Annotated in this window: 19 protein-coding genes; 7 read left to right on the top strand and 12 right to left on the bottom strand. The window is 61.6% G+C overall.

Features of this window, described 5'->3' with window-relative positions; translation table 11 throughout:
• Nucleotide 1 precedes the first annotated feature (1 nt).
• A complete protein-coding gene (locus PFLCHA0_RS20005; protein WP_015636317.1) occupies nucleotides 2-1,609 on the bottom strand; it encodes a carboxyl transferase domain-containing protein in 1,608 nt (535 codons plus the stop codon).
• A gap of 11 nt (nucleotides 1,610-1,620) precedes the next feature.
• On the bottom strand, nucleotides 1,621-2,784 hold the full coding sequence (locus PFLCHA0_RS20000; protein WP_015636316.1) for an isovaleryl-CoA dehydrogenase: 1,164 nt from the start codon (nucleotides 2,782-2,784) through the stop codon (nucleotides 1,621-1,623).
• A 228-nt stretch (nucleotides 2,785-3,012) separates the two neighbouring features.
• Here PFLCHA0_RS20000 and PFLCHA0_RS19995 point away from each other — a divergent pair, with 228 nt between their 5' ends.
• Nucleotides 3,013-4,716: an AMP-binding protein gene (locus PFLCHA0_RS19995; protein ID WP_015636315.1), complete on the top strand. Its 1,704-nt coding sequence runs from the start codon at nucleotides 3,013-3,015 to the stop codon at nucleotides 4,714-4,716.
• Nucleotides 4,717-4,722: 6 nt separating this feature from the next.
• Nucleotides 4,723-4,944, top strand: coding sequence for a hypothetical protein (locus PFLCHA0_RS31745; protein WP_125062762.1), 222 nt, complete (start codon nucleotides 4,723-4,725; stop codon nucleotides 4,942-4,944).
• Between the two features lie 383 nt (nucleotides 4,945-5,327).
• On the opposite strand, the gene PFLCHA0_RS19990 is transcribed toward PFLCHA0_RS31745, so the two are convergent.
• The 3 genes from PFLCHA0_RS19990 to PFLCHA0_RS19980 all read right to left on the bottom strand — a co-directional run bounded on the left by PFLCHA0_RS19990 (nucleotide 5,328) and on the right by PFLCHA0_RS19980 (nucleotide 7,755).
• Entirely contained in the window at nucleotides 5,328-6,227 is a 900-nt protein-coding gene (locus PFLCHA0_RS19990; protein ID WP_015636314.1) for a hydroxymethylglutaryl-CoA lyase, read from the bottom strand.
• Nucleotides 6,228-6,289: 62 nt separating this feature from the next.
• Nucleotides 6,290-6,694, bottom strand: a complete 405-nt coding sequence (locus PFLCHA0_RS19985; RefSeq protein WP_011062220.1) for a MerR family transcriptional regulator — start codon at nucleotides 6,692-6,694, stop codon at nucleotides 6,290-6,292.
• A 125-nt stretch (nucleotides 6,695-6,819) separates the two neighbouring features.
• Complete coding sequence (locus tag PFLCHA0_RS19980; RefSeq protein ID WP_011062219.1) at nucleotides 6,820-7,755, bottom strand: LysR family transcriptional regulator; 936 nt, start codon at nucleotides 7,753-7,755, stop codon at nucleotides 6,820-6,822.
• A 179-nt stretch (nucleotides 7,756-7,934) separates the two neighbouring features.
• On the opposite strand from PFLCHA0_RS19980, the gene PFLCHA0_RS19975 reads away from it, so the two are divergent.
• On the top strand, nucleotides 7,935-9,164 hold the full coding sequence (locus PFLCHA0_RS19975) for an acyl-CoA dehydrogenase (protein ID WP_015636313.1): 1,230 nt from the start codon (nucleotides 7,935-7,937) through the stop codon (nucleotides 9,162-9,164).
• Nucleotides 9,165-9,206: 42 nt separating this feature from the next.
• Here the strand turns inward: PFLCHA0_RS19975 and PFLCHA0_RS19970 are convergent, their stop codons facing one another.
• Nucleotides 9,207-10,589, bottom strand: a complete 1,383-nt coding sequence (locus PFLCHA0_RS19970) for a substrate-binding domain-containing protein (RefSeq protein WP_015636312.1) — start codon at nucleotides 10,587-10,589, stop codon at nucleotides 9,207-9,209.
• A 294-nt stretch (nucleotides 10,590-10,883) separates the two neighbouring features.
• On the opposite strand from PFLCHA0_RS19970, the gene PFLCHA0_RS19965 reads away from it, so the two are divergent.
• A complete protein-coding gene (locus PFLCHA0_RS19965; protein WP_011062216.1) occupies nucleotides 10,884-11,216 on the top strand; it encodes a DUF1508 domain-containing protein in 333 nt (110 codons plus the stop codon).
• Between the two features lie 47 nt (nucleotides 11,217-11,263).
• On the opposite strand, the gene xthA is transcribed toward PFLCHA0_RS19965, so the two are convergent.
• Nucleotides 11,264-12,076 carry an exodeoxyribonuclease III gene (xthA, locus tag PFLCHA0_RS19960; protein WP_011062215.1) on the bottom strand — a complete coding sequence of 271 codons (813 nt, stop codon included), beginning with the start codon at nucleotides 12,074-12,076 and terminating at the stop codon, nucleotides 11,264-11,266.
• Between the two features lie 176 nt (nucleotides 12,077-12,252).
• On the opposite strand from xthA, the gene PFLCHA0_RS19955 reads away from it, so the two are divergent.
• The 3 genes from PFLCHA0_RS19955 (at nucleotide 12,253) to PFLCHA0_RS19945 (ending at nucleotide 18,370) form a co-directional block, all read left to right on the top strand.
• A complete protein-coding gene (locus PFLCHA0_RS19955; protein WP_011062214.1) occupies nucleotides 12,253-12,903 on the top strand; it encodes a GNAT family N-acetyltransferase in 651 nt (216 codons plus the stop codon).
• A 65-nt stretch (nucleotides 12,904-12,968) separates the two neighbouring features.
• The gene (locus tag PFLCHA0_RS19950) at nucleotides 12,969-14,696 is read left to right on the top strand and encodes an autotransporter assembly complex protein TamA (RefSeq protein WP_015636311.1); all 1,728 of its coding nucleotides are present in this window, start codon (nucleotides 12,969-12,971) and stop codon (nucleotides 14,694-14,696) included.
• On the top strand, nucleotides 14,693-18,370 hold the full coding sequence (locus PFLCHA0_RS19945) for a translocation/assembly module TamB domain-containing protein (RefSeq protein ID WP_015636310.1): 3,678 nt from the start codon (nucleotides 14,693-14,695) through the stop codon (nucleotides 18,368-18,370). Before PFLCHA0_RS19950 ends, PFLCHA0_RS19945 begins: the two co-directional genes overlap by 4 nt.
• 4 nt (nucleotides 18,371-18,374) lie before the next feature.
• Here PFLCHA0_RS19945 and PFLCHA0_RS19940 read toward each other — a convergent pair whose 3' ends face one another.
• From PFLCHA0_RS19940 to PFLCHA0_RS19920, 5 genes are all read right to left on the bottom strand, one after another.
• Nucleotides 18,375-20,864: a fimbria/pilus outer membrane usher protein gene (locus tag PFLCHA0_RS19940; protein ID WP_015636309.1), complete on the bottom strand. Its 2,490-nt coding sequence runs from the start codon at nucleotides 20,862-20,864 to the stop codon at nucleotides 18,375-18,377.
• Between the two features lie 85 nt (nucleotides 20,865-20,949).
• The gene (locus PFLCHA0_RS19935; RefSeq protein WP_015636308.1) at nucleotides 20,950-21,699 is read right to left on the bottom strand and encodes a fimbrial biogenesis chaperone; all 750 of its coding nucleotides are present in this window, start codon (nucleotides 21,697-21,699) and stop codon (nucleotides 20,950-20,952) included.
• Nucleotides 21,700-21,771: 72 nt separating this feature from the next.
• Complete coding sequence (locus PFLCHA0_RS19930; protein ID WP_015636307.1) at nucleotides 21,772-22,374, bottom strand: fimbrial protein; 603 nt, start codon at nucleotides 22,372-22,374, stop codon at nucleotides 21,772-21,774.
• A gap of 280 nt (nucleotides 22,375-22,654) precedes the next feature.
• Complete coding sequence (locus PFLCHA0_RS19925; RefSeq protein WP_015636306.1) at nucleotides 22,655-22,891, bottom strand: response regulator transcription factor; 237 nt, start codon at nucleotides 22,889-22,891, stop codon at nucleotides 22,655-22,657.
• Nucleotides 22,892-22,912: 21 nt separating this feature from the next.
• Nucleotides 22,913-26,086: a hybrid sensor histidine kinase/response regulator gene (locus PFLCHA0_RS19920; RefSeq protein ID WP_015636305.1), complete on the bottom strand. Its 3,174-nt coding sequence runs from the start codon at nucleotides 26,084-26,086 to the stop codon at nucleotides 22,913-22,915.
• Nucleotides 26,087-26,401 lie beyond the last annotated feature (315 nt).

The raw sequence follows: 26,401 nt of genomic DNA, 5'->3' as shown, positions 1-26,401 counted from the left end.
ATTACATGCGGAACACGCCGAAGCGGCTCTGTTCGATGGGGGCGTTGAGGGCCGCAGACAGGGCCAGGGCCAGTACGTCACGGGTTTGCGCCGGGTCGATGACGCCGTCATCCCAGAGCCGTGCGCTGGAGTAGTAGGGGTGCCCCTGATGTTCGTACTGGTCGAGGATCGGCTGCTTGATCTGGGCTTCCTGGGCGGCGTCGAAGCTTTGCCCGCCGCGCTCGGCCTGTTCGCGCTTGACCTGCACCAGGACTCCGGCGGCCTGCTCGGCCCCCATCACGCCGATGCGCGCGTTGGGCCACATCCACAGGAAGCGCGGGTCATAGGCCCGGCCGCACATGCCGTAGTTGCCGGCACCGAAACTGCCGCCGATGATCACCGTGAACTTCGGTACCTGGGCGCAGGCCACTGCGGTCACCAGCTTGGCGCCGTGCTTGGCGATGCCGCCAGCCTCATATTTCTGCCCCACCATGAAACCGGTGATGTTCTGCAGGAACAGCAGCGGAATCCCGCGCTGACAGGCCAGTTCGATGAAGTGCGCGCCTTTTTGCGCGGCTTCGGCGAAGAGGATGCCGTTGTTGGCGAGGATGGCCACCGGGTAGCCGTGCAGGTGGGCGAAGCCGCAGACCAGGGTGGTGCCGAACAGGGCCTTGAACTCATCGAATACCGAACCGTCCACCAGCCGGGCGATGACCTCACGTACATCGAACGGCTGCTTGGGATCGGCCGGGACCACGCCATAGAGTTCGTCGCGGGCATACAGCGGAGCGATCGGCGTGCGTTGTTGCAGTTGGCCCTGTTTGTGCCAGTTGAGGTTGGCCACGCTGCGCCGGGCCAGGGCCAGGGCGTGTTCGTCGCTCTCGGCATAGTGGTCGGCAACCCCGGAAATCTTGCAATGCACATCGGCGCCGCCCAGGTCCTCGGCACTTACCACTTCGCCGGTAGCGGCTTTCACCAGGGGCGGGCCGGCGAGAAAGATAGTGGCTTGTTCACGGACCATGATGGCTTCGTCGGCCATGGCCGGAACATAGGCACCCCCGGCGGTGCAGGAGCCCATCACCACGGCGATCTGCGGGATGCCCTGGGCGCTCATGTTTGCCTGGTTGAAGAAGATCCGCCCGAAGTGCTCGCGGTCCGGGAACACTTCATCCTGGCGCGGCAGGTTGGCGCCGCCGGAGTCCACCAGGTAGATGCACGGCAGGCGGTTCTGCTGGGCGATGGTCTGCGCCCGCAGGTGCTTTTTCACCGTCAGCGGGTAATAGGAACCGCCTTTCACCGTGGCGTCGTTGGCCACGATCATGCATTCGACGCCTTCCACCCGGCCGATACCGGCAATCACGCCTGCGGCGGGTACGTCTTCGCCGTAGACCTCATAGGCGGCCAGGGCGCTGATTTCCAGGAACGGCGAGCCGGGGTCGAGCAGGCGGTTGATGCGCTCGCGGGGCAGCAGCTTGCCCCGCGAAGTGTGGCGCTCCTGGGCCTTGGCGCCGCCGCCTTGCTGGACCTGGGCGAGCAGGCTGTGCAAGGCGTCGACCTGGGCCAGCATCGCCTCGCTGTTGGCCACGAACTCCGCTGAGCGCGGGTTGAGCTGGGTATGCAAGATAGCCATGGACAGCTCCGTTAGCGGGTTTCGTTGAACAGTTCGCGACCGATCAGCATGCGGCGGATCTCGCTGGTGCCGGCGCCGATCTCGTAGAGCTTGGCGTCGCGCAGCAGGCGGCCGGCGGGGAATTCATTGATGTAGCCGTTGCCGCCGAGGATCTGGATTGCGTCGAGGGCCATCTGGGTCGCGCGCTCGGCGCTGTAGAGGATCACTCCGGCGGCATCCTTGCGGGTGGTTTCGCCGCGCTCGCAGGCTTGGGCCACCGCATACAGGTAGGCGCGGCTGGCGTTGAGCTGGGTGTACATGTCGGCGATCTTGCCCTGGATCAGCTGGAATTCGCCGATGCTCTGGCCGAACTGCTTGCGGTCGTGGATGTAGGGCACCACCAGGTCCATGCAGGCCTGCATGATCCCGGTGGGGCCGCCGGAGAGCACCACGCGCTCGTAGTCGAGGCCGCTCATCAGCACTTTGACGCCACCATTGAGCACGCCGAGGATGTTTTCCTCCGGCACTTCCACGTCATCGAAGAACAGCTCGCAGGTGTTGGAGCCGCGCATGCCCAGCTTGTCGAACTTGTTGCTGCGGCTGAAGCCTTTCCAGTCGCGCTCGACGATGAACGCGGTGATGCCGTGGGGGCCTTTCTCCAGGTCGGTCTTGGCGTAGATCACGTAGGTGTTGGCATCGGGGCCGTTGGTGATCCAGGTCTTGCTGCCGTTGAGCACGAAATGGTCGCCGCGTTTGTCGGCCCGCAGCTTCATCGACACCACGTCGGAGCCGGCATTGGGTTCGCTCATGGCCAGGGCGCCGATGTGTTCGCCGCTGATCAGCTTGGGCAGGTATTTGCTCTTCTGTTCGTGGTTGCCGTTGCGGTTGATCTGGTTCACGCAGAGGTTGGAGTGCGCGCCGTAGGACAGCGCCACCGAGGCCGAGCCGCGGCTGATCTCCTCCATGGCCACCACATGCGCCAAGTAACCCAGGCCGGCGCCACCGTATTCTTCCGCCACGGTGATGCCCAAGAGGCCCATGTCGCCGAATTTGCGCCACATGTCGGCGGGGAACAGGTTGTCGACATCGATCTGCGCTGCCCGGGGTGCCAGCTCCGCCTTGACGAAGGCCTGGACCTGTTGGCGCAGCATGTCGATGGTTTCACCGAGGGCGAAGTTCAGGGTCGGGTAACTCATGGCGGGGCACCTTCAAACTTGTTTTTATTGAGGGAATAGGATGTCGAGAGCGGCGCGGCCTGGCTCTCACCTTTACGTTAACGTAAACCTGCGACCGGTGGCTGTCAATCGCCCTTTACGTAAACGTCAACTTGCGCCAGAGTAGCGAGGCTTTCGATTGGAGCCAGGCTGTTTTGCACCTTTCGCCTGGCTCCTGCACACCCACTAATAAAGACAATAGGGGTCGTCATGGAACACTCGGGTTTCCAGCCGGATCGCAGTTACACCCGTGGTACGCAAGACCAGCCGCTGCTGGCGTTGACCATCGGCCAGGCTTTCGATAACACCGTCGCCGCCTATCCCCAGGGCGAGGCTCTGGTGGTGCGCCACCAGCAGCTGCGCTACACCTGGCAGCAACTGCGCGAGGCGGTCGACCTGCATGCCCGGGCGCTGCTGGCCCTGGGGCTCAAGACCGGCGATCGCCTGGGGATCTGGGCCCCCAACTGCGCCCAGTGGTGCATCGCCCAGTTCGCCAGCGCCAAGATCGGCGCGATTCTGGTGAACATCAATCCGGCCTACCGCAGTTCCGAGCTGGAGTATGTGCTCAGGCAGTCCGGCTGCCAGTGGCTGATCTGCGCCGGAGCCTTCAAGACATCCGATTACCACGGCATGCTCCAGGGCCTGGTGCCCGAGCTGGCGGAACAGTCCATCGGCCAATTGCACAGCGAGCGGTTACCCGAGCTGCGCGGGGTGATCAGCCTGGATGCGCAGCCGCCGTCGGGTTTCCTGCCCTGGTCGCAGCTATCGGCGCTGGGGGCGGGGGCCACGGCCGAGCAGTTGCAGGCGCGCCAGGACAGCCTGGATTTCGACCAGCCGGTGAATATCCAGTACACCTCCGGCACCACCGGTTTCCCCAAGGGCGCGACCCTGAGCCACTACAACATCCTCAACAACGGTTACATGGTGGGGGAGAGCCTGGGCCTGACTGCTGCCGACCGGCTGGTGATCCCGGTGCCGCTGTACCACTGTTTCGGCATGGTCATGGGCAACCTGGGGTGCATCACCCACGGCACCACCATGATCTATCCCAATGACGCCTTTGACCCGCTGCTGACCTTGACTGCGGTGGCCGAAGAGCGCGCCACCGGCCTGTACGGCGTACCCACGATGTTTATCGCTGTGCTCGATCAGCCCCGCCGCAGCGAGTTCGACCTGTCGAGCCTGCGGACCGGGATCATGGCCGGGGCCACCTGCCCGATCGAGGTGATGCGCCGGGTGATCAGCGAAATGCACATGAGCGAAGTGCAGATCGCCTACGGCATGACCGAAACCAGCCCGGTGTCGCTGCAGACCGGGCCGGACGACGACCTGGAACTGCGGGTGACCACCGTGGGCCGGACCCAGCCGCACCTGGAGAGCAAGATCATCGACGAGGCCGGCAATGTGGTGCCCCGCGGCACCATCGGTGAGCTGTGCACCCGGGGCTACAGCGTCATGCTCGGTTACTGGAACAACCCTGAGGGCACCCGCGAGTCCATCGATCAGGCCGGCTGGATGCACACCGGTGACCTGGCCACCATGAACCAGCAGGGGTATGTGTGCATTGCCGGGCGCAACAAGGACATGATCATTCGCGGTGGCGAGAACATTTATCCGCGAGAGCTGGAAGAGTTCTTCTTCACCCATCCTGCGGTGGCCGATGTGCAGGTAATCGGCATCCCCTGCGACAGGTACGGCGAGGAGATCGTCGCCTGGATCAAGTTCCACCCCGGCCATTCGGCCAATGAGCTGGAGCTGCAGACCTGGTGCAAGGAGCGTATCGCGCACTTCAAGACGCCGCGTTACTTCAAGTTCGTTGAAGAGTTTCCCATGACCGTGACCGGTAAGATCCAGAAGTTCCGCATGCGCGAAATCAGCATCGAGGAGCTGCGTGAGCGCATGAACAAGGGGTGAATCCGGATGGAGCGTGCATCGGCGCCGGTGCACGCTTTATGGGCAGCAAAGAGGGATCGCAGAAAGCACAAAGGGGAGCCGAAGCTCCCCTTTAATTTTGTCGTTGCGTGCTCTTTTTTTATTATTGAGGGGCGGTCTATTGTTGTTTTTGGCAACCGTTGCCCTTTACTGCTGTTTTTGGCGATCCCCATCCGGGATCAAGAGCAAACGTATTTTTTTGAGCGCTGATTCAATGTGTCGCCAGGGCGATCCAACCAGTTCGGGAGCTACCTCAGGGTAGTTTTATTGTTCTCTGACCGGTTGCGGGTGGCTCTTGCAAGCCCTCCTGCACAGTGCATCCTCTCCAAAAAAATCTGTTAGCTGCGTCTCTGCCGTGTTGTTTTTGTTATCTCAGAGTCGTTACGTCTTATTTTTATTAGGTTTGCTGCTTTTTATTCTTGTTATGCCATAGAGATAGCAGAAGCCGTGCCAACTTTTTAAAGTCTTTTAAAATCAATGGCTTGATAATTTTGTAGGACAATCTGTACCGCAACAAATTCGACAAACTGTTTCCGTGTTACTCGTTCCGGCCCCAGATCGGAGTGGCCGGTAACACCCGGCCGCACAATGCCTCAGCTGGGGTTACGCGCCTTGGCCACGCGGGAGCCGGTGGGGCGCCCCAGCACGTTACAGATTTGCCGGCCGGCGTCGATCAGGCGGTCCATGTCGATACCGGTATGGATGCCCAGGCCATTGAGCAGGTAGAGCACGTCTTCGGTGGCGACGTTTCCGCTGGCGCCCTTGGCATAGGGGCAGCCGCCGAGGCCGGCGATGGAGCTGTCGAACACCGCGATGCCTTCCAGCAGGCTGGCGTAGACATTGGCCAGGGCCTGGCCGTAGGTGTCGTGGAAGTGCCCGGCGAGTTTTTCCCGTGGTACCTGAGCGCCCACCACCTCGAACATGCGCCGGGTGGCACCGGCGGTGCCGGTACCAATGGTGTCGCCCAGAGAGACCTCGTAGCAGCCCATGTCATGCAGCTCGCGGGCGACCATGGCCACCTGTTCCGGGGCCACTTCACCTTCATAAGGGCAGCCCAGCACGCACGACACGTAACCGCGTACGCTGATGCCGTGCTGCTTGGCGGCGTCCATGATCGGCACGAAACGCTCCAGGCTTTCGCTGATGGAGCAGTTGATGTTGCGCTGGGAGAAGGCTTGCGAGGCCGCGGCGAACACCGCCACTTCCTTGACCCCCGCCGCCAGGGCATCTTCGAAACCCCGCAGGTTGGGCGCCAGCGCGCCATAGACAACCCCGGGCTTGCGCTGGATACGGGCGAAGACCTCGGCTGAACCGGCCATCTGCGGCACCCATTTGGGTGACACGAAACTACCGACTTCTATGTAGCCCAGGCCGGCGGCGGTGAGGGCATCGACCAATTGCACCTTGTCTTCGACGCTGATGGGCTGGGCTTCGTTCTGCAGGCCGTCGCGGGGGCCGACTTCGATCAGGCGTACATGGCTGGGGAGTGACATTCAGGTTCACCTTCTTATAGGGAGTGGCGGATACCGGCGCCCGGGCGCAGGTGTGCCGATGATTATCGGGCGGTGCTTTTCTGGTTCAGGATGGTCTGCTCCAGCGCCTGGGTGCAGCGCTCTTCGGCGGTGTCCAGTTCCAGCTTCATCTGTTCGATGTCGAGCAATTGCTGTTCGAGCTGTTCGCGACGCTCGGCGATTTTCGCCAGCATGCTGTGCAGCTGCTTCAGGTTGCCGCTGCTCGGGTCGTAGAGCTCGATCAGTTCGCGGCACTCGGCCAGGGAAAAGCCGATGCGCTTGCCCCGCAGGATAAGTTTCAGGCTGACCTTGTCCCGGGGCGAATAGATGCGCTCCTGGCCACGGCGTTCGGGAGCCAGCAGGCCCTGCTCTTCATAGAAGCGGATGGCCCGGGTGGTGATGTCGAGCTCGCGGGCGAGGTCGGAAATGCTGTAGGTCTGGCTGCTCATGGAGGCGCTCAAGAGGGGGCTTGGCGCTAAGCTAAAGGCAGGTTGACGTATACGTCAAGCAGTCCGAGCCGATCCCGTTCGCCGGCAAGCCGGCTCCTGCAGTGAGGGCTTGCCGGCGAAAGGGCTCAGGCGGTCTGCTGGTCGAGCTTCTTTTCGTAGGCCGTGACCTGCTGGCAGAGCTCGATCATCTGCTCGCGCATCCAGCGGTTGGCCGGGTCCTGGTCGGTGCTCTCGTGCCAGTACAGGTGGGTTTCCACCGGCGGGACATCATTGACCGGCAGGTTGAACGCATGCAGTTCATGGCGACGGGCAAAGCGCTCCGGTACGGTCATCACCATGTCGGTCTGCTGCAGCACCTGGGAAGCCATCAGGTAGTGCTGGGAGCGCAGGGCGATCTTGCGCTGGATACCCATCTTGCCCAGGGCCAGGTCGACATGTCCGAGGCCGCTGCGGCGGCTGGAGATATGGATGTGGGTCAGGGACAGGTAATCGTCCAGGCTGAATTTTTCCTTGCCCGCCAGCGGGTGGCCCTTGCGCATGGCGCACACATAGCGGTCTTCCATCAGCTTGACGTGACGCACCTGGGGGTCGGTATTGAGCGGTGCGTCGACGGCAAAGTCCAGGCGCCCGGCTGCCAGCTCCTTGGTGGTTTCCCGACGCTTGGAGAGAAAGCTTTCGATTATCACCGCCGGCGCCAGGCGCCGCAGGCGCTGGAACAGTGGTGGCAGGATCACCGCTTCGGTGAGGTCGGTCATGCTGATGCGGTAGGTCTTGACCGCTTGCAGGGGGTTGAAAATGCGACTTTCCTGGACCGAAACCCGCAGCAGCGACAGGGCATTGCGCACTGGCCCGATGATGTTCTGCGCCATGGGTGTGGGCACCATGCCCTGGGCGGTACGCACGAAGAGCGGGTCATTGAAGGTCTCGCGCAGGCGTGCCAGGGCGTTGGATACCGCCGGTTGGGTGATGCCGACGATCTGCCCGGCACGGGTCAGGTTGGCTTCGGTGTAGATCGCATCGAAAACGATGAAGAGGTTGAGATCGACCTTGCTCAGATTCATTGCGCTGCACTCTTATTGTTAGGGCCTGTGGGAGGGCTCGGAAGCCTGTCGGATCAGCCGATCATATATCGGTGATGAATGTTAATACACGCCGAGAATAGGCTAGGTAAATTTTCGTAGCTGATCTAGCATCGATTTCAGTCCTCCAACACCCGATCGTCACAAAGGTAGAGCTGCCCATGGAATTCGCCTATTCCCCCAAGGTTCAGGAACTGCGTGAGCGTGTCACCGCGTTCATGGATGCCTATGTTTATCCGGCTGAAGCGGTCTTCGAGCGTCAGGTTGCCGAAGGCGATCGCTGGCAGCCGACCGCCATCATGGAAGAGCTGAAACTCAAGGCCAAGGAGGCCGGGCTATGGAATTTGTTTCTGCCTGAGTCGGAGTTGGGGGCAGGCCTGACCAACCTTGAGTACGCGCCGCTGGCGGAAATCATGGGGCGGTCGTTGTTGGGCCCGGAACCCTTCAACTGCTCGGCACCGGATACCGGCAACATGGAAGTGCTGGTGCGCTACGCCAACGAAGAGCAGAAACAGCGCTGGCTGGAGCCATTGCTGCGTGGCGAGATCCGCTCCGCGTTCGCCATGACCGAGCCGGACGTGGCGTCCTCCGATGCCACCAACATGGCGGCCCGTGCGGTACGCGACGGCGACCAGTGGCTGATCAACGGCAAGAAATGGTGGACCTCGGGCGCCTGCGACCCACGCTGCAAGATCCTGGTGTTCATGGGCCTGAGCAACCCGGATGCGCCGCGCCATCAACAGCACTCGATGATCCTGGTGCCGGTGGATACCCCCGGGGTGAAGATTGTTCGCCCGTTGCCGGTGTTCGGCTACGACGACGCGCCCCATGGCCACGCCGAAGTGCTGTTCGACAACGTCCGGGTGCCCTACGAGAACGTGCTGCTGGGTGAGGGCCGTGGTTTCGAGATTGCCCAGGGCCGCCTTGGCCCGGGCCGGATCCACCACTGCATGCGTTCCATCGGCATGGCGGAGCGGGCGCTGGAACTGATGTGCAAGCGTTCGGTGAACCGTACTGCCTTTGGCAAGCCGCTGGCGCGCCTGGGAGGCAACATCGACAAGATCGCCGACTCGCGAATGGAGATCGACATGGCCCGGCTGCTGACGCTGAAGGCCGCGTACATGATGGACACCGTGGGCAACAAGGTGGCCAAGAGCGAGATTGCCCAGATCAAGGTCGTGGCGCCGAACGTGGCCCTGCGGGTGATCGACCGGGCGATCCAGATCCACGGCGGGGCCGGGGTCTCCAACGACTTCCCGCTGGCCTACATGTATGCGATGCAGCGCACCTTGCGCCTGGCCGACGGCCCGGATGAGGTGCACCGCGCGGCGATCGGCAAGTATGAAATCGGCAAGTATGTACCCAAAGAGCTGATGCGCAGCGGGCATTGAGGGCGATGCGTCCGGCCTGTCGAAAGGCCGGTCGCTGTGAGTTCAGTACACCCAGACCTCCACGCGGCGGTTCTTGATCCGTCCTTCGTCGGCACTGTTGGCCGCTACCGGCAGCTCGGCGCCAAAGCCGCGAATCTCGCGAAACACCACGCCGCTCTTCACCAGTTCCCGACGCACCGCCATGGCCCGCAGTTTGGACAGCAGGGCCGCGCGGGCCGGATCGTTCTTGGCGTCACCGAAGCCGGCCAGGGTCACCTGGCGGTTCATCTTGCCGTGCTGGCGCAGGTAATCCAGTACCCGATTGAGGTCCTGGCGGGCCTTGTTGTCCAGGCTGGCGCTGCCTTCCTCAAAACGAAAGTTGACCGTCAGGCGCTGTGCCTGGCGGGTGAGCGCCTGATAAGCCTCCGGCATCTGCGGGCCGGGAGCGACGCGCATGGCCTGCACGGTCTGGGCGATAAAGCCGTTGGCGGCGACGATGGCCTGGCCCTTGCTGCCCTGGGCAAAGCTCACCAGGGCATCGGCCCAGGGGTTCTGCCCATTGGGCGGCAGGTACAGGTACAGGCGCCGTGACAGCGGGTAATCCTCGGTGGCGATCAGGCTGTTGAGCGGCAGCATCGGCTGTGAGTCGCCGTCGATAATGGCCACCGCCTTGGCCTGGCGCACATAGGGCAGGCCGATGAAGCCTATGCCCTGGGGGTCATGGCTGACTGCGTCGGACAACTGCTCGCTGGATTCAAAACGTTTTGCGCCGGGGCTCAGGGCCTTGCCGCGACGGCTGAGTACCAGTTCCTTGAAGGTGTCGTAGGTGCCGGACTGGTCATCCCGGGCATAGAGATGTACCGCGCCGCCAATGCCACCCAGTTCTTCCCAGGTCTTGGCTTCGCCGCTGAACAGCCGGGCCAGTTGCTCGGTGTTCAGTTGGTTCAGCGGGTTGTGCGGATGCAGGATGATTGCCAGCCCGTCGATGGCGATCACCTGTTCGGCGCTGGGGCTTTTCAGGTCTCCCAGGCTTTCAAGGTCCACCAGCTCGCTGTCCTTGATCGGCCGTGAAGCGGCGGCCAGGTCGGCCCGAGCGGTTTTCAGAGCGGCAAAGCCGGTACTCGAACCGTGGGCGGCCACTTCCACCCGCACCGCTCGGCCCTGGGCGGTTTGCCCCACCACCTGTTGTTCATTGTCTTTGCCACTGGCGGTGATCCTGATATCGCGCAGGCCCTGTTCTTCCATCAGGCCCTTGACCAGGGCCGGGCCCAGCCGGGCGCCGATGGTATTGGAGCCTTGGATGCGCAGGACGGGCGCATTGTCCGGGGCTGGGGGCAGGGCGGCGAATACCGACCAGGGCAGGGCGTAGCAAACGAAACCGATCAGAAACAGGCTGATGGTCCGGCACCAGATATCTCGTTCACTGACGGTGGAAGCGCGGGGCATGGCGGCACTGGCCTTCTATATAGAGGGAGGAGGTAAGTGCTGGGGACATTAAGTCAGGGAGGTGACAGGGATGTGACGGACGGGGCTATTTGCAGAGAAATGGCGAAAGTCTTACATCATAAATAGCTGTTTTCTCTAGATTTTTTGAGATTTGTCCTAAAGACCAACCCCGGAACGGTGCGTAGAGTGGGCAACTTTGTCTGGCGGGGATTGGGGCGACTGCCAACGCGTCATCCCCCGCGGATGCCTCGGCAGTGTTGAGCTGCTATTTCGTAGTGTGCAAAGGAGTTACAAATGAGTGCCTGGTTCGAGCTGAAGCAGTATGGCAGTGGTGCATGCAGATTCTTGCTGAAGACAAAGGAGGCGCAGACCATGCTTCAAAGCGACCGCTACCCTTGCCGGGACAGTGCCGAGGCGGCGCTCGGCCTGTTCCGCGCACACTGCGCTTCCCCGGAACGCTACGTCAAGAAAATTTCGTCGGGCGGCAAACCTTTTTTCAAGCTCAAGTCCGGTAAGGAAGTGATTCTGGTCAGCCACTTGTACGATTCGGAAGCCACCCTCGAGAGCGCCATCAGCGCTATCGCCAGTGCCGGTACCACGGAGCGGGTCGAGCACATACAGTTGTAACCGCAAAAAAAAGCCCATCGGCAGATGGGCTTTTTTGTGCCTGTCGATCAGCCCAGTTCGAGCCAGATCGGCGCATGGTCCGAAGGTTTTTCCATGCCTCGCAGTTCATAGTCGACCCCAGCGTCCTTGACCCGTGGCAACAGCCCCTGGGAAGCCATGATCAGGTCGATGCGCAGGCCGCGCTTGGGCTCATCCTCGAAGCCGCGGCTGCGGTAGTCGAACCAGCTGAAGCGGTCGTTCACCTCGGGGTTCAGGTGACGAAAGCTGTCCACCAGGCCCCAGTTCTTCAGGCGGGCCATCCACTCGCGCTCTTCCGGCAGGAAGCTGCATTTGCCGGTCTTCAGCCAGCGCTTGGCGTTCTCGGCGCCGATGCCAATGTCGCAATCTTCCGGGGAAATGTTCACATCGCCCATCACCACCAGGGGCTGGTCATTGCTGAAACGGCTTTCCAGCAGGTGCTGCAGATCCTGGTAGAAGCGCTCTTTGGCCGGGAATTTGGTGGGATGGTCGCGGCTTTCGCCCTGGGGGAAGTAGCCGTTCATGATGGTCACCGGGGTGCCGTTGGCATCGGCGAAGGTGCCCCAGATAAAGCGCCGCTGGGCGTCTTCGTCGTCACCTTCAAAGCCTTTATGCAGGGCCAACGGTGCCTGGCGCGAGAGCAGGGCTACGCCGTAATGGCCTTTCTGGCCGTGGTAATGCACGTGGTAGCCCAGGGCCTGGATGTCGGCAAGAGGGAACTGTTCGTCGGCGACCTTGGTTTCCTGCAGGCCGATCACGTCCGGCTGGTGTTTGTCGATCAGCGCCGCCAGCTGATGGGGGCGGGCACGCAGCCCGTTGATATTGAACGAGACGATTTTCATGGTCGGCGGTCCTGGCAAAACAGCGATGCTAGCTGACAACGCCCGGGCCGGCCAGCGTGGCGGCGTGGCGGATGCGCTGCTAATGTCCCTGGGGCGCGGGAACGATCAGCGGCGCGCAGGGCTCGTAATAACAAGAACGCGGCCATTTGAGCCGGGTCCAGGGGAGAGTGACCGTCATGCCTGATTCCTCCAATGTCATCGCCGATATTCACCAGCTCGACAGCGGCTATTCCCGCGAAGCGCGGTCGCTGCTGTACCAGGCCTACCGCCATGAGCCGACCTTCGGCTTCATTTTCGAAGCCGATCGCCCCGGCTACGAACAGCGGGTACGAGCCACAGTGCGCGAATTGGTGAAGCAGCATTTTCTTCAGGACCTGCCGGCCATCGGCCTGCTGGTCAATGACCGGCTGATCGGTATCGCCCTGATCGCGCCGCCGCAACGGCGCCTGGGCATCACCGAAAGTTGGGCCTGGCGCCTGCGCATGGTGCTCAGCACCGGGTTTCGCTGCACCCAGCGCTATCTGGAGTATCACCAGGCGGTGCAGGCCTGCCTGCCCAATGATGCGGTGCATGTGCTGCCGCTGCTGGGGGTACATCCGCAGTTTCAGGGCCAGCATTTCGGCGAGCAATTGCTGGCGGCGGTGCACAACTGGTGCGCCGTGGACGAGCATTCCCAGGGTGTGGTGCTGGACACCGGCAATCCGCGTTACCTGGAGTTCTACAAGCGTCAGGGCTATGAAGAGATCGGTGAGATTGCGGTGGGGCCGGTGCGTGAGCACGTATTTTTTCACCCCAACCCGCAGCACTTACAAAGAGCAACAGCCTGATATAGAACTTTCCGTGCACCTGAGCGCTCTATCGCCCTCCCAAGCTCGTGATAGCATCCGCGCCTATGAAGTTTCCAGGAAGATTTACCAGCGGCTTTTTGCTGTTGTTCACAAGCTGTGCGGCGCTGGCGCAGAGCGAATTGGATGTCAGGGTCAAGCCCGCCAATGACGAGTTGAAGGCCAATGTGGAGGGTTACATTGGCAGTGTCGGCGATCGCGATGAAGAAGCCCTGCTGCGGTTCAGCCGGGGCGCCGAGGAGCAGGCGAAGAAAGCCGCCCAGGCCCTGGGCTACTACCAACCGCATATCCAGAGTGAGGTGCGTGGCGGTGACAAACCGCGCTTGACGTTGCGGATCGACCCCGGCGAACCGGTGCACCTGCGCAACGTGACAGTCCGGGTCGAAGGCCCGGCGGCTTCCCTCAAGTCGTTTCGCCTTCCCGACGGCGACCAGCTCAAGCCTGGTGCCGTGCTCAATCATGGCCATTACGAAGACGCCAAGCGCCTGATCCAGAACCAGGCTTCGCGCTATGGCTTTTTCAGCGGGCGCTTTACCCAGCAGAAACTGTCGGTGGACCCCCAGGCAGGTGTCGCGGACATCGACCTGGTCTATGACAGCGGCCCGCGCTACGCGCTGGGCAAGGTCAGCTTTAGCGGCGACTCCCTGTTCGATGAAGACCTGTTGCGGCGCATGGTGCCGTTCAAGGCCGGCGCGCCCTATGACTCCGAACTGATTGCCGAACTCAACCAGGCCCTGCAGTCGAGCGGCTACTTCGAGGGCGTGCGGGTGGACGCCGCGCCTACTGCCGCCGAGCACGAGGTGATTCCGGTGGCGGTCCAGCTGGAAACCCGCAAGCCCCGGACCATGGGCCTCGGCCTCGGCTATTCCACCGACGTGGGGCCGCGGGTCAAGGCCAACTGGACCCGGCACTGGGTCAACCCCCAGGGCCACAGTTACGGCTGGGAGGCGGAAGTTTCTGCCCCGCGGCAGAACGTCGGCCTGTGGTACGACATTCCCCTGGACCCGCCTCTGACCGACAAGCTGCGGTTCGCCGGTGGTTACCAGAATGAAGAGATTGCCGGCACCGATACCCTGAGTAAGTTGCTCACCATCGGTCCCGAGTGGCACAGCAAGTTGCCCAGCGGCTGGCAGCGGGTACTGTCGCTGAAGTATCAGCGAGAGGAATATCGCCTCGGGGACGACTCGGGCCTGAGTAATCTGCTGATGCCTGGCCTGACTTATTCCTACCTGCGCAGCGACAATCGCATCGACCCGCATAACGGCTATCGCATTCAGTTCGACACCAAGCTGGCCAAGGAAGGGGTCGGTTCCGACACCAACCTGCTGTATGGCACGGTGCTGCTCAAGGGCCTGACCACGGTCTGGGACAATCACCGCTTTCTCGGGCGAGTGCAGTTCGGTGGCAGTGCCACCAATGGCTACAAGTCGATTCCGCCGTCCTTGCGCTTCTTTGCCGGTGGCGACCAGAGCGTTCGGGGCTACGACTATCAGACCCTGTCACCGGAAAACTCCGAAGGCGATCGCATCGGCGGCCGCTACATGGTGGCCGGTAGCGTCGAGTACCAGTATTCGATCGCCGAGAAATGGCGGATCGCGACCTTTGTCGACCAGGGCAACTCTTTCAACAAGCTGGAGCTGCCTAACCTCAAGACCGGGGTGGGCGTCGGCGTACGCTGGGTTTCGCCAGTGGGACCGATCCGGGTCGACCTGGCCCACGCGATGAATGACGATGGCGGCATCCGCTTGCACTTTTCCATGGGGCCAGAGCTTTGAAGCGTGGTTTGAAGATAACGCTGCTGGCGATTGTTGCGCTGGTGATCCTGATCATTCTGGCCGTGGCCAGCGTACTCGGAACCCAGGCTGGCAGCCGCTGGGCCCTGGCGCGAGTGCCGGGGCTGACCCTGGAAAATTTCGAGGGCCGCCTTGGCGGGCACTGGAGCGCCGATCATCTGCTCTGGCAACAGGAGGGCAACCGGGTCGAGCTCAATGCCGTGCAGTTCACCTGGTCGCCCGGCTGCCTGCTGCGCATGACCCTGTGCATCGAGCAGTTGGAAGCCGATCAGGTCAGCCTGCTGTTCCCTCCGAGCGGCGAAACCGAAACCAGTTCGGAGCCCATCAGCCTGCCGGAACTGAAGCTGCCGTTGGCCATCGAGTTGGGGCAAGTGCGTGTGGGCAGCCTGCTGTTCAATGGCAGTGAAGAACTCAAGACCCTGCAGCTGGCGGCGCACTGGACTGCCCAAGGCCTGCAGATCGACTCTTTGCACCTAAAGCGCGATGACCTGAGTCTGGACCTTTCCGGGCTGCTGCAACCCAGTGGCGACTGGCCCCTGACCGCCCAAGGCAACCTCGGCTTGCCCGCTCCCGGCGGTGGCCCCTGGTCCCTGGCGTTGAAGGTTGAAGGCGACCTGCTCAAGACTCTGCAGCTCAATGCCGACAGCCGTGGCTACCTGCAAGGGCAATTGAGCGGCCAGGTGCAGCCCCTGGTGGAGAACCTGCCAGCCCAGGTGCGAATCACTGCCGATGGGTTCAAGGCCAGCGCCGATCTGCCGGACACCCTGCAACTGGATCAGCTGGAGCTGACTGGCAGGGGCGACCTGAAAAGCGGCTACCAGCTCGCCGGCAAGGCCAGCCTGCCGGCGGAGCAGGGCCCGGTGGCCCTGTTGCTGCAAGGCAAGGTCGACGCCAAGGGCGCACAGATTGCCGCCCTGGACCTGAGCGCCAACGACAAGCAACACCTCAAGCTCAGTGGGCAACTGGACTGGAGCGAAGGTTTTGCCGCCGAGGCCAAGCTGGCCTGGCTGGACTTCCCCTGGCACCGTCTGTATCCGCTGATTGACGAGCCGGCGGTGCGGGTCCGCAGTTTTGATGCCGAAGTGGCTTACCGTGACGGTAACTACCTGGGCAACTTCAAGGGCGACCTGGACGGCCCGGCAGGCGCGTTCAGCCTGAGCAGCCCGTTCAGCGGCGACCTGACGAAAATCTATCTGCCGCAGTTCAAGCTGGCGGCGGGCCAGGGCAAGGCCGAGGGCCACCTGAACCTGCAGTTCGCCGACGGCATTGCCTGGGATACCGCCCTGGATCTGTCGGCCATCAACCCCGCGTACTGGGTGGCGGAGCTGCCCGGAACCCTGGCCGGCCCCCTGCGCAGCCAGGGCGAAATGAAGAACCAGCAACTCAAGCTCAATGCCAACCTCGACCTCAAGGGACGCTTGCGCGGACAGCCGGCGGTTCTCCAGGCCAAGGCCGACGGAGCGGACGAGCAATGGACCCTGGGCGCGCTGGACATCCGCCTGGGAGACAACCGGATCAACGGCTCCGGCAGCCTGCAACAGAAGATCACCGGCCAGCTGGATATCAAGATGCCGCGCCTGGGTCAGCTCTGGCCCGAGTTGCGTGGGCAGCTCAACGGTCGGCTGGACCTGGCCGGCACCCTCAAGGCGCCACAGGGCAAGCTGGACCTGGCCGGGCAGCAACTGGCCTTTGCCGAAAACCGCCTGCAGAACCTCAAGTTGGACGCCACTCTGGATGGCGCGCAAAAGGCCCAGGTGGACCTCAAGGGCAGCGGGATTCAACTGGGCGACACGCAGTTGGGGACCCTGACCCTGGCCGGCCAGGGCGACATCAAGAAACAGAAACTGCAACTGGACCTGCAAGGACCGCTGTTGAAACTGGCCCTGGGCCTGGATGGCGCCCTGGACCAGGGCAGCTGGCGCGGGCGCCTGGCCAGCGGCGATGTACAGACCGGCGGCCAGGACTGGAAGCTGCAGAACCCGGCCCGGCTTGAGCGGCTGGCCAACGGCACGCTGAACTTCGGTGCCCACTGCTGGGCCAGCGGCGATGCCAGCCTGTGCGGTGAAGACCAGCGGCTGATGCCGGACCCGAAACTGCGTTATCACCTCAAGCGTTTTCCCCTCGACAGCCTGGCGCAGTGGTTGCCCAAGGATTTCGCCTGGAAGGGCATGCTCAATGCCGATGTGCAATTGGACTTGCCGGCCAGCGGGCCCCAGGGCCAGATCATGCTGGACGCCAGCGGTGGTACCCTGCGGGTCAAGGAAAAGGACCAGTGGCTGGATTTCCCCTATCAGGCATTGAAGCTCAATACCCGACTCACCCCGAGGCGCATCGACACGCATTTGCAGTTCGACGGCGGCAAACTGGGTGAGCTGATGCTCCAGGCGCAGATCAATCCCTTGCCGAAAAGCAAACCGCTGTCCGGTGATTTCCGCCTCAGCGGCCTGGATCTGTCCGTGGCGCGGCCGTTCGTGCCCATGGTGGAAAAGCTCAGCGGCAGCCTCAATGGCAGCGGTCGTTTGTCTGGCGGCCTGCTGGCGCCTCAGGTCAACGGCAACGTGCAGTTGTCCGGGGGCGAGGTGTCCGGCTCCGAGTTGCCCATCAGCCTTGAAGACCTGCAACTGAGCGCGCAGATCGCTGGCGAGAGCGTGCAGCTCAACGGCGGCTGGAAAAGCGGCAAGGCCGGGCAGGGCAGCCTCAATGGCAACATCGCTTGGGGCCGGGCGCTATTGGTGGACCTGAGCCTCAAGGGCACCCAACTGCCGGTGACGGTGGAGCCCTATGCGGCGCTGGAGGTGGCGCCGGACCTGAAGATCTCGCTGCAGGAGGAAAAGCTGGCGATTGCTGGCAAGGTGCTGATCCCCAAGGGCCAGATCACCGTGCGCGAATTGCCGCCCTCGACGGTCAAGGTCTCCGACGACACGGTGATCGTCGGCCAGCAGACCGACGACGGCAAAAAGCCCATGGCCATGGCTATGAACATCGATGTGGAGGTGGGCCAGGACAAGCTGGCCTTCAGCGGTTTCGGCCTGACTGCCAACCTGCAGGGGCACGTGCACATTGGTGACAATATGGATACCCGCGGTGAGCTGTGGCTCAACGACGGCCGCTATCGGGCCTACGGCCAGCGCTTGACCGTGCGTCGTGCGCGGCTGCTGTTTGCCGGCCCCATCGACCAGCCTTACCTGGACATCGAGGCCGTGCGCCAGACTGACGACGTGATTGCCGGCATCCGCCTGAGCGGCAGCGCCGAGCAACCGGCGACGCAGATATTTTCGGAACCGGCCATGAGCCAGGAACAGGCGCTGTCCTATCTGGTTCTGGGGCGCCCGCTGACGTCCACCGGTGAAGACAACAACATGCTGGCCCAGGCGGCTCTCGGGCTGGGGCTGATGGGCAGCTCGGAACTGACCGGAGGCATTGCCAAGAACCTGGGCATTCAAGACTTCCAACTCGATACCCAGGGCAGCGGCAACAACACCAGCGTGGTGGCCAGCGGCGCCATTTCCGAAAGGCTCAGCCTGCGCTATGGCGTCGGGGTCTTTGAGCCCGCCAGTACCATCGCTCTGCGTTACAAGCTGAGCAAGAAGGTCTATCTGGAAGCGGCGAGCGGTTTCGCCAGCTCCCTGGATATCTTTTACAAGCGCGATTTCTGAGGAATCAGGGGCGGCACACCAGGTTCGCCCGCTCATAGTTCAGCGCCTTGTCGCGTTCGGGCAAGGCATAAGGCGCTTCACACCTCTGGCCCTGCCAGTGGATAGTCAGGGTACCGGTGTCGGCTTCAACCAGTGCCAGAGCCTTGCCACCAGGGTCAGAGATCGCCAACTGTTTGCCAGTGCTGTCCTCGAGCGACGCGCCAAACGGAATCGGCTGGTGCTTGGCGTCGAACAGCGCAAACTGCACCCGCCGTCCGGTCTTGCTGGTGTAACGCGCCAGCACCACGGCACCACGACGTGGCACCACTTGCCGGGTCCCACTGTCGATCTCGATATCGGCGCCCAGGTCTCGAGTGTCGAGGTTGATCCAGTTCACGCGATAGGGCTGCGCATTGGGGATCACGGCGAAGCCGTTGCTGCCGGTCCTGGCTCCGGAGAAGCTGCCGATTTTCACCCCTTTCACCCCTTCTGCGCCTTCGACTTGCGCCAGCGCGAACGTTTCGCCCACGGTTTGTCCCAGGTTGATTCCGCCGGCATGGCCGACGATCGAACCCGACAGGTTAAGGTTTTGCGCGTTGTAACCGCGCCCCTGGCTGTAACCGGCGCTGATATCCATAAATGAGGTGCGGGTGCTGAGGTTGACTGAGCCGGAGCTGCCGCCGTTGCTGCTGTTGCCGGCTTGCACTGAGTAATAGGTGTCGCTGTCTTGCGCCAGATAGCCGTTGATGCCCATTTGCGTGGTATCGCTGGATTTCTGCGTGCTGGCCGAGACGAAGGCGCGGGGTGCACGAGGCTTGGAGCCCAGCGGGAACGATATGGACAGGTTCACCAGTGTGTCATTGTTCGCCGGCCCGTAGTTGCCGACATCCTTGGAGTAGGTGGCGCCGAGGTTGTAGCTCACATCGCCCCAATAGTTGCTGTAACCCGCCGACAGGCTTTGCGAGCCCCCGCGTCCCCAGTAACGCTGGTCGCTGGCGTTGATGTAGGCGCTGCCGTATCGCTGGTTTCGGCCCAGGCTCTGGTTGACGGTCAGGTCGGTACGGGTTTTCGAGTTGCCGATACGCTTCTGACCGTCGTTGCTCAGTTCCTCGACGTGCTCGGTGAGGGTGCGATAGCCCTCGGTCGAGTAGCGATAGGCGGCGAGGGTGAAGTTGGTGTCGGTGCCGGTGAACGTCTTCGCATACAGCGCGCGCAGGCTGTTGCCGGTGATGGTTTTGCCGAAAGTGCTGCTCATGGAGTGGGTCAAGTCCAGCGAGACGGCACCGATAGTTGTATTGCGGCCAGTCCCCACGGACAGCGCCTTGAAGTTTTCCGAGGCCTGCACCCCGACGATCCCGGACAAGTTACTGCTGATGCCGTATGCCAGGGTGCTGCTGACAAATTGCGGTGACTTCTGGTCAACGCTGTTGCTGTTGTACCGGCCGGCCGAGACGCTGTACTTCAACTGGCCCTCACGGACCATGATCGGCAGGCTGGAAAATGCCTGCACCGTCACCCGGCGGCGGCCATCGGCTTCGATAATCGTCACTTCCAGGTCGCCGTTGGAGCCGCTGGGGTAGATATCGCTGATCTCGAATGGCCCCGGCGGCACGTTGGCGGTGTAGAGGAGGTAGCTGTCCTGGCGAATCTCCACGGTGGCGCTGGACTGCGCAATGCCGCGAATGATTGGCGCATAACCGCGCTCGCTGTCGGCACGCATGCCGTCGTCGGACGCCAGTTTCAGGCCGCGATAGCGCACGCTGTCGAACAGGTCGGCATCTGAAAAAATATCCCCGGCGCTGAACTGGCCCTTCAGGGCAGTCACGTCATGTTGCAGATAGCTGCGGTTACTTTTGAATGTGCTGGGGCGGCCGGTGCTGCTGCTGAAGTTCGATTCGTTACGCAAGCGCCAGGCGCCGAGGTTGATGCCGTTGCGCAGGCCGATGTTGTTGGACAGGGTATTTTCACCCCGAGTGCCGTTGCGGCTGCTGCTCAACTGATAGTTGATGAATGCGGCGGGAACGCCTTCGTCCCATAGGGCCGAGTCGACATAACCACGTCGGCCACGCACCATGGCGCGTTGCGGAACACTGACGATCAAGCGCAGACGGGGTACGTCGTAACGCACGCTGGCGTGATCGATCAAGGCGGGCAAGTCCAGGCAGGCATCGGGATCATCGCTGCTCAGTTTGCCGCTGGCTTGCAGCTTGCCGATGTCGACCCCCAGTTGCTGCACTATTTCCAGAGTCAGGCAGGCCTCGACCTTGCTCGTGCCGGGAGGGCGACGAAAATCGATGTCGCGGCGGCCGACCAGCGTTTCGTTGCCGTACAGGTCCACCCGATAGATGCCGGGCAGCACACGACTGCTGGCGAGCAATGGTTGCAGATCCACAGAAGATGGTGCGCCTAGGAGAAACGAGGTATTGAACTGTTCATCGTCATCGGCTACGCAGGTGGTGCTGAATAAAAGAACAATCGAAAATGGCGCCCATCTGTCGCGCTTGAGTAAAAACATGCAGGAACCCCATATCACCTCCGATACGAACTAACGGAGCGAAGAGAAATACAGTGGAAGTTCAGCCGTCACAGCGGCGCTTAAGTTATGGGGTTTGTTTATTCAAACTGGCTCGGGTATCGGCACTGTTGGAAATTTGTGCTCCATAACGATCTTGTGCGCCATAATCATTAATGCTTTTGAATAAAAGACGGGCTGTATTGGCGTTGTGAAGTTGTTTAAGGGGGAAGCTTTTTTGCTCGCCGGGGGCAATCATCATTGATTCAACGGGTTGCTCACTGACGGTGCCGGATTGAAGTGTGATTTCGGCAATCGACACGTGATACCGGCCAGGGTTGTTCACCACCAACAGGTGCTTGCCGGCTTGTTCTGTCAGGCGCCAGGTCAGTTCGCTCGGTGCCAGATAGGCGTTGTTTTTCAGGCCTGCCGGGCGGAAGAACACCTTGATGCGCTGACGCACGGCCAGTTGCAAGGTGTTCTTGGATTTCGCCGCTTGAGGGATCTCTTGCACATTGAGCCACACCACCGACTCGCGGTCGGATGGCATGCCCGTGCCTTCGTAGATCACCCGCAATATTTGCTGTTCGTCGCCGCTGACGCGCACCAGTGGCGGCGTGACGGCAAAGGGTACTGCTGCGGTTTCGCTGGAGTCGGTGTCGATCCACGACTGGATCAACACGTCTTCACCGCTGTTGCGCACGGTGATTCCGGCCTCCTTGTGCTGGCCGTCGAAAATCAGCCGGGTGCTGCTCAAGGAAATTCCGGCCATGGCCTGATTGACCATGAACAGGCTCAGCAGGCCTGCACAAAAGGATAGTGAGTGACGATAAAACATGAGGGCTACCGCGCAAGTGAATGAGGATGCGGGGCCGACCGGCCCCGCACCGGGCTTGTGTGTTCGCGCGGATTATTCGTATTGCAGCGTGAACGGTAGGGTGGCGTCGCCACGACCGGCAACAGCCTGTGCCGGAGTGCCGGTGGTTACGTAGGCTGCGGAGAATTTGAGGGTGGCGTTGCTGTCTTGCAGAGAGTTTTCGATCTTTGCGGTGCTTGCCGTGCGGAGGTCGATCACCTCGCCATTGGAGTCAAGCAGCGCAATGCCGATACCTTTCGCAGCCCCCAGACCGTCAATCAGACGAAGCACCTTGGTACCGGGCACGAGACCCGAACCTGCGCCCGAGGTTGGTTTGAAGATCATTGCGACCTTAGTACCGGCGTTGCAGTTGATCTTCATGCTGAAGTTTTCGACGTTCAGTGTGCCGTTGCCTTTAGGCGCGCTGGGAGTGCCCATGTCTTTGATCGACACTTCGCCCATTTCGACCGCGATGGTTTTACCCTTGCCAGCACCCTCAACGGAGCAGGCGTCATTGTTGATGGTGCCGGTGAAGTTGATAGTGCCACTACCGGCCTGGATGGGGTTAGCGGGTGTAGTAACGGGCTCCTCTGCCAAGGCATTGCCAGCGGCGGCGATGATTGAAAGGGCGAGAAGTGCGCGAGTTAGCTTTTTCATGTTGTTTTCCAGTGGTTAGGTTTAAAACAACAACACGATATAACGCGATTTTTTGGTGGTACATCAGACGATTCCTAGAAGTTAATTGCAGCTGGAATGTAGTTGTCTATTGGTTTGAGTTTTTTCTAGTTATGTTAGTAATCCAGAAGTGTATGGTTGCTGTTGGCGCCAAGTTTGCTCGTGGCAAGAGTTTTTTGAATGCTTGTTATCTTTTCGCTCTTAAGTCAATTGTTGCTGACTCCCACTCCCGGAACAAATCAACGCACTATTTTATGTTCCTTTAGCAACAAATGAGTAAAACGCTCGGCACTGCTGCGCACCGGCTTGCCACGATCTCTTGCAGGCGCGTCAGGCTCAGCGGGTTGGAAATTATCGTCAGCGCCAGCACCAGCACGTTGGGGAAGTGCCGCGTCAGGTATTCCATCAGCGCGCAAGCATTGGCCACGCTCAACCAGCTCTCGTACCCCCCCAGGACGATGGGGTGGTCATTGGCAATGGCAACCTTGAGGGTTTCCATGGCTGATTATCCGCATTGAAATTATTCAAGGGTGTCCAGCAGGTCTTTCAATCGAGCCAGATTCTGGCGCACCTCCAGGTCCAGGGCGCTGGTCACGCTCATGCCGTTCAGGCGACACTCCAGCTCGACGAAGGTTGTGGCCAGTTCCTCGAGCTGTACCGCACCCAATGCACCGGCCATGCTGTGCAGCTGTTGCGCCACGCGATGGGCATCGGCGTTGTCCAGTGCCGTCAGCGTGACCTGCATGTCCTGGCGTAGCGTCGTGACAAAGAGTTCGCGCATGTTCGATGACAGCTTTAGAGGCGCAACGCTGGTCGCCGGTAGGGCGATTTTGCAATGTCTTTCCAGGTGCGCGCGCAGGGTGGCGAGGTTCAGCGGCTTGACCATCCAGGCGTTCATGCCGACGCTAGCGCAGCGCTCGCCTTCTTCGCGCAAGGCGTTGGCGGTGACGCCGATAATCGGCAAGGCCTGATCCAGTTGTCGCAACGCCGTGGTCAATTGGTAGCCGTTCATGACCGGCATATTGACGTCGGTCAGCAGCAGATCGAAACGTCCGGGCGACCACTGCGCCAGGGCAAGCTCGCCATTGGCCGCGACGACCACCGAGCAGCCCAGCACTTCCAGTTGCTCCTTGATGATCGCCGAGTTGATCACATTGTCTTCCGCCACCAGCACTTGCAGATTCAACTGCCGGGGGGTATCCGGCGACGAAGGTTGGCTGTCGGTGCGAGCGCCGTGCTGGGCCTGGTAAATCGCCCAGGCGATCGCGCGGACATCATGGGCGTCGACTTCTCGGACGGTACCGCGTAATTGCGAAGGGTTGGGGCCATCCGCCGTGGCGACGACCTTCGGACCCGGCCAGGCCGCGGTATTGGCCAGCGAGCAAAGCTCTACCAGCAGTGCCGATGACACTGGTGTACCGGCCGTCAGCGGGTGGCAGTCGAGGCCAAAACGCTTGAGCCAGGCCATCAGGTGTTGGGCCTGTTCAGCGACCTTTGCACGCACATAGACGGCGGCGCTGCCGGGGCCGAACACAGGGCAATCGGCCAGCTCACCGGGTGCGTGTTCCAGCGAGAGTTGAAGGATGAAACTGCTGCCGAGCCCGGGCTCGCTGACCACGTTCAACTGGCCCGCCATCAACTCGCACAGCCATTTGCAAATGGCCAGTCCCAATCCGGCACCGGCTTGCGCGTTGGCGTCGTTGACCTGATAGAAAGGGTCGAACAGTTGCTGTTGTTGCGCCTGGGTAATCCCCTTTCCCGAATCGCTGACTTGCCATTGCACATGGGCACGGCCGTCGTCGCTTTCCAGCAACTGAACCCGCAGCACCACGCGACCGTTATCGGTGAACTTGATGGCGTTGCTCAACAAGTTGTTGAGGATCTGGCGAATCCGTATCGGGTCACCGCGCAACCGGTCCGGCAGCGCCGGGTCGATGCAGGCATAGAGCAGCAGGCCCTTGGATCGGGCGAAGGCGCTGTAGGTGCGCACGGTGTCTTCGGTCAGCTCCAGCGGGCAGAAATCCTCAAGTTCGAGGGTCATCTGTCCGGCTTCGATTTTCGACACATCCAGTACATCGCTGACCAGTTGGAACAACGTGGCGGAGGAGCGCTGGATGGTGTGCAGGTAATCCTGCTGGCGCGGGGCGAGCGAGGTCAGGCCAAGCAGCTCCAGAGTTCCCAGCACGCCGTACAGGGGAGTACGGATCTCGTGGCTCATGGTGGCGAGGAAACGGCTTTTGGCCTGGTTTGCCGAGTCGGCGGCCTGGCGCGCCTCTTCCAGCGCCGCTGCATCTTCGACATGCCGGGTCACGTCATGCAACGCACATAACCAGGCGTCCTGGCCCTGATAGCGGGTGGGCACGAAGGCAACATGCAAGTGGCGCCCATTGATTTCAAGATCGGCATGACCGGGGCCCGTAAGGGGCGTGAGCAAGCTCATCAGTTGGCCGTTGTCGTGCCATTGCTGGGCGCGCTGGTTTTCCAGCAGCACCTGGTGATCGCTGCGGCGAATCACGCACAGGCCGGTCGGCGCCGTATCGATCACCGTGCGGCTGAATGCCTCGCTTTCAGCGATGCTGGCGTGGGCGCTCTGCGCGGGCAGGATGACCCGGGCCTGGTACCAGCGATTGATCGCCCGACTGCAACCGAGCAGCGCAAGCACCAGCGCGACCAGGCCAAGCAATGGCCACAGCGCGTAATCGAGGAAGCTGCGCAGGCTGATGAAGTAGATCGCCGTCCAGTGATGCTCCCCGGGGCTGCTCAGTTTGAACACCAGGCCGTCGCGGTTGAAGTTCACCCCTTCATCCAGCACCTCGCCGGGTTTCAGAGCTCCGGTCAATACCACGCCACGAGGGGTGATCAAGGTGAAGTCATCGTAGATCGACCACTGCATCAACCGCTCGATGTTGTTGACCTGAGACAGGTTCATCAGCGAGCCCAGCACCACCCAGGTATCGGCGCCCTCGACGGTCAATGCGGTTTTCGCCAGGTTGATACTCACGTACGCCAGCAGGGTGGGGGCGCTCTTGTCGTCATTGGAAGAGACATAGGGTTCCCAGTGCACCTGAAAATCTGGCAATGGCGAGTTCTGCCCGCGCAGGCGCTTGTTCAAGCGGGTCATCGCATCGATCAGATCGCCCATAGGCATTGGTACCCGTCCCGGACCGCGCAAACGCCCGGTGGAGGGTACGGCAAGGTCAAAATTGTCGGGGCCATTGATCAGGGCGACTTGGGGCGACTGATAGTGCGAGGCCGACCAGAACGCACTGTAATAGGCCGCCAAATGGGTACCCAGCGCAAAGATCTTCGGGTATTGGCTGGGGGCAATCCTGTCCGTATTGATCTTCAAGCTATAGGGCAGCGAAAACGGCAGGCCGCGGCCCTCGTAAATATTCGGCCCTTCATCGGGCAGGGGTTTTTGTGAGTAGGGTGGCAACATGAGACTGGGCAGCCGTTCGCTCTTGACGCTTTCCCGGGCGATATCCTGCAGGAACACTTCCTGTTCGTGGACATTCTCCATCAGCCGAGCGAAGTGAAACTGCAAGGTTTCGCGCCGCTCTTCGATCATGCGCGTCACCCCCACATAGCTGATGCCCAGCAACAGCAACAACAGGGCTCCGAGCACCAGCAGGCTCTTGTTCAGGCGCGAGGAACTGCTGGCGAGTTTCTCCAGAAGGGCATTGGGATGTGGCATTAGAGGACCTGGGTAGCAGTGATGAGAGAGCCGTTGGACACAGTGACCACGATGGCAAGTGACGGGCCTCGACACCCGCTTGCCAATCCATACGCGTTTGTCGGCCCGCCATGGGACAGCAACGGCTGGAATTGATCCGAAGATATGGCGTGAAAGATCAGGAAACCCTGAATCTGAGTGCAGTCGATTTTACGCAACAGATCAAGTTCTTGCGCGGTCTCCAAGCTTCCCGTCACCACCGTTAGACCAACGGGGGACCGAGCCTGGCAATGCAGGTCGGCGCCTGCGTCAGTTCCTCGTTGGCGCTGCAGTCGT

It is taken from the genome of Pseudomonas protegens CHA0, from assembly GCF_000397205.1.
Lineage (GTDB): Bacteria > Pseudomonadota > Gammaproteobacteria > Pseudomonadales > Pseudomonadaceae > Aquipseudomonas > Aquipseudomonas protegens.
This window is presented reverse-complemented; position numbering and strand designations above follow the sequence as displayed.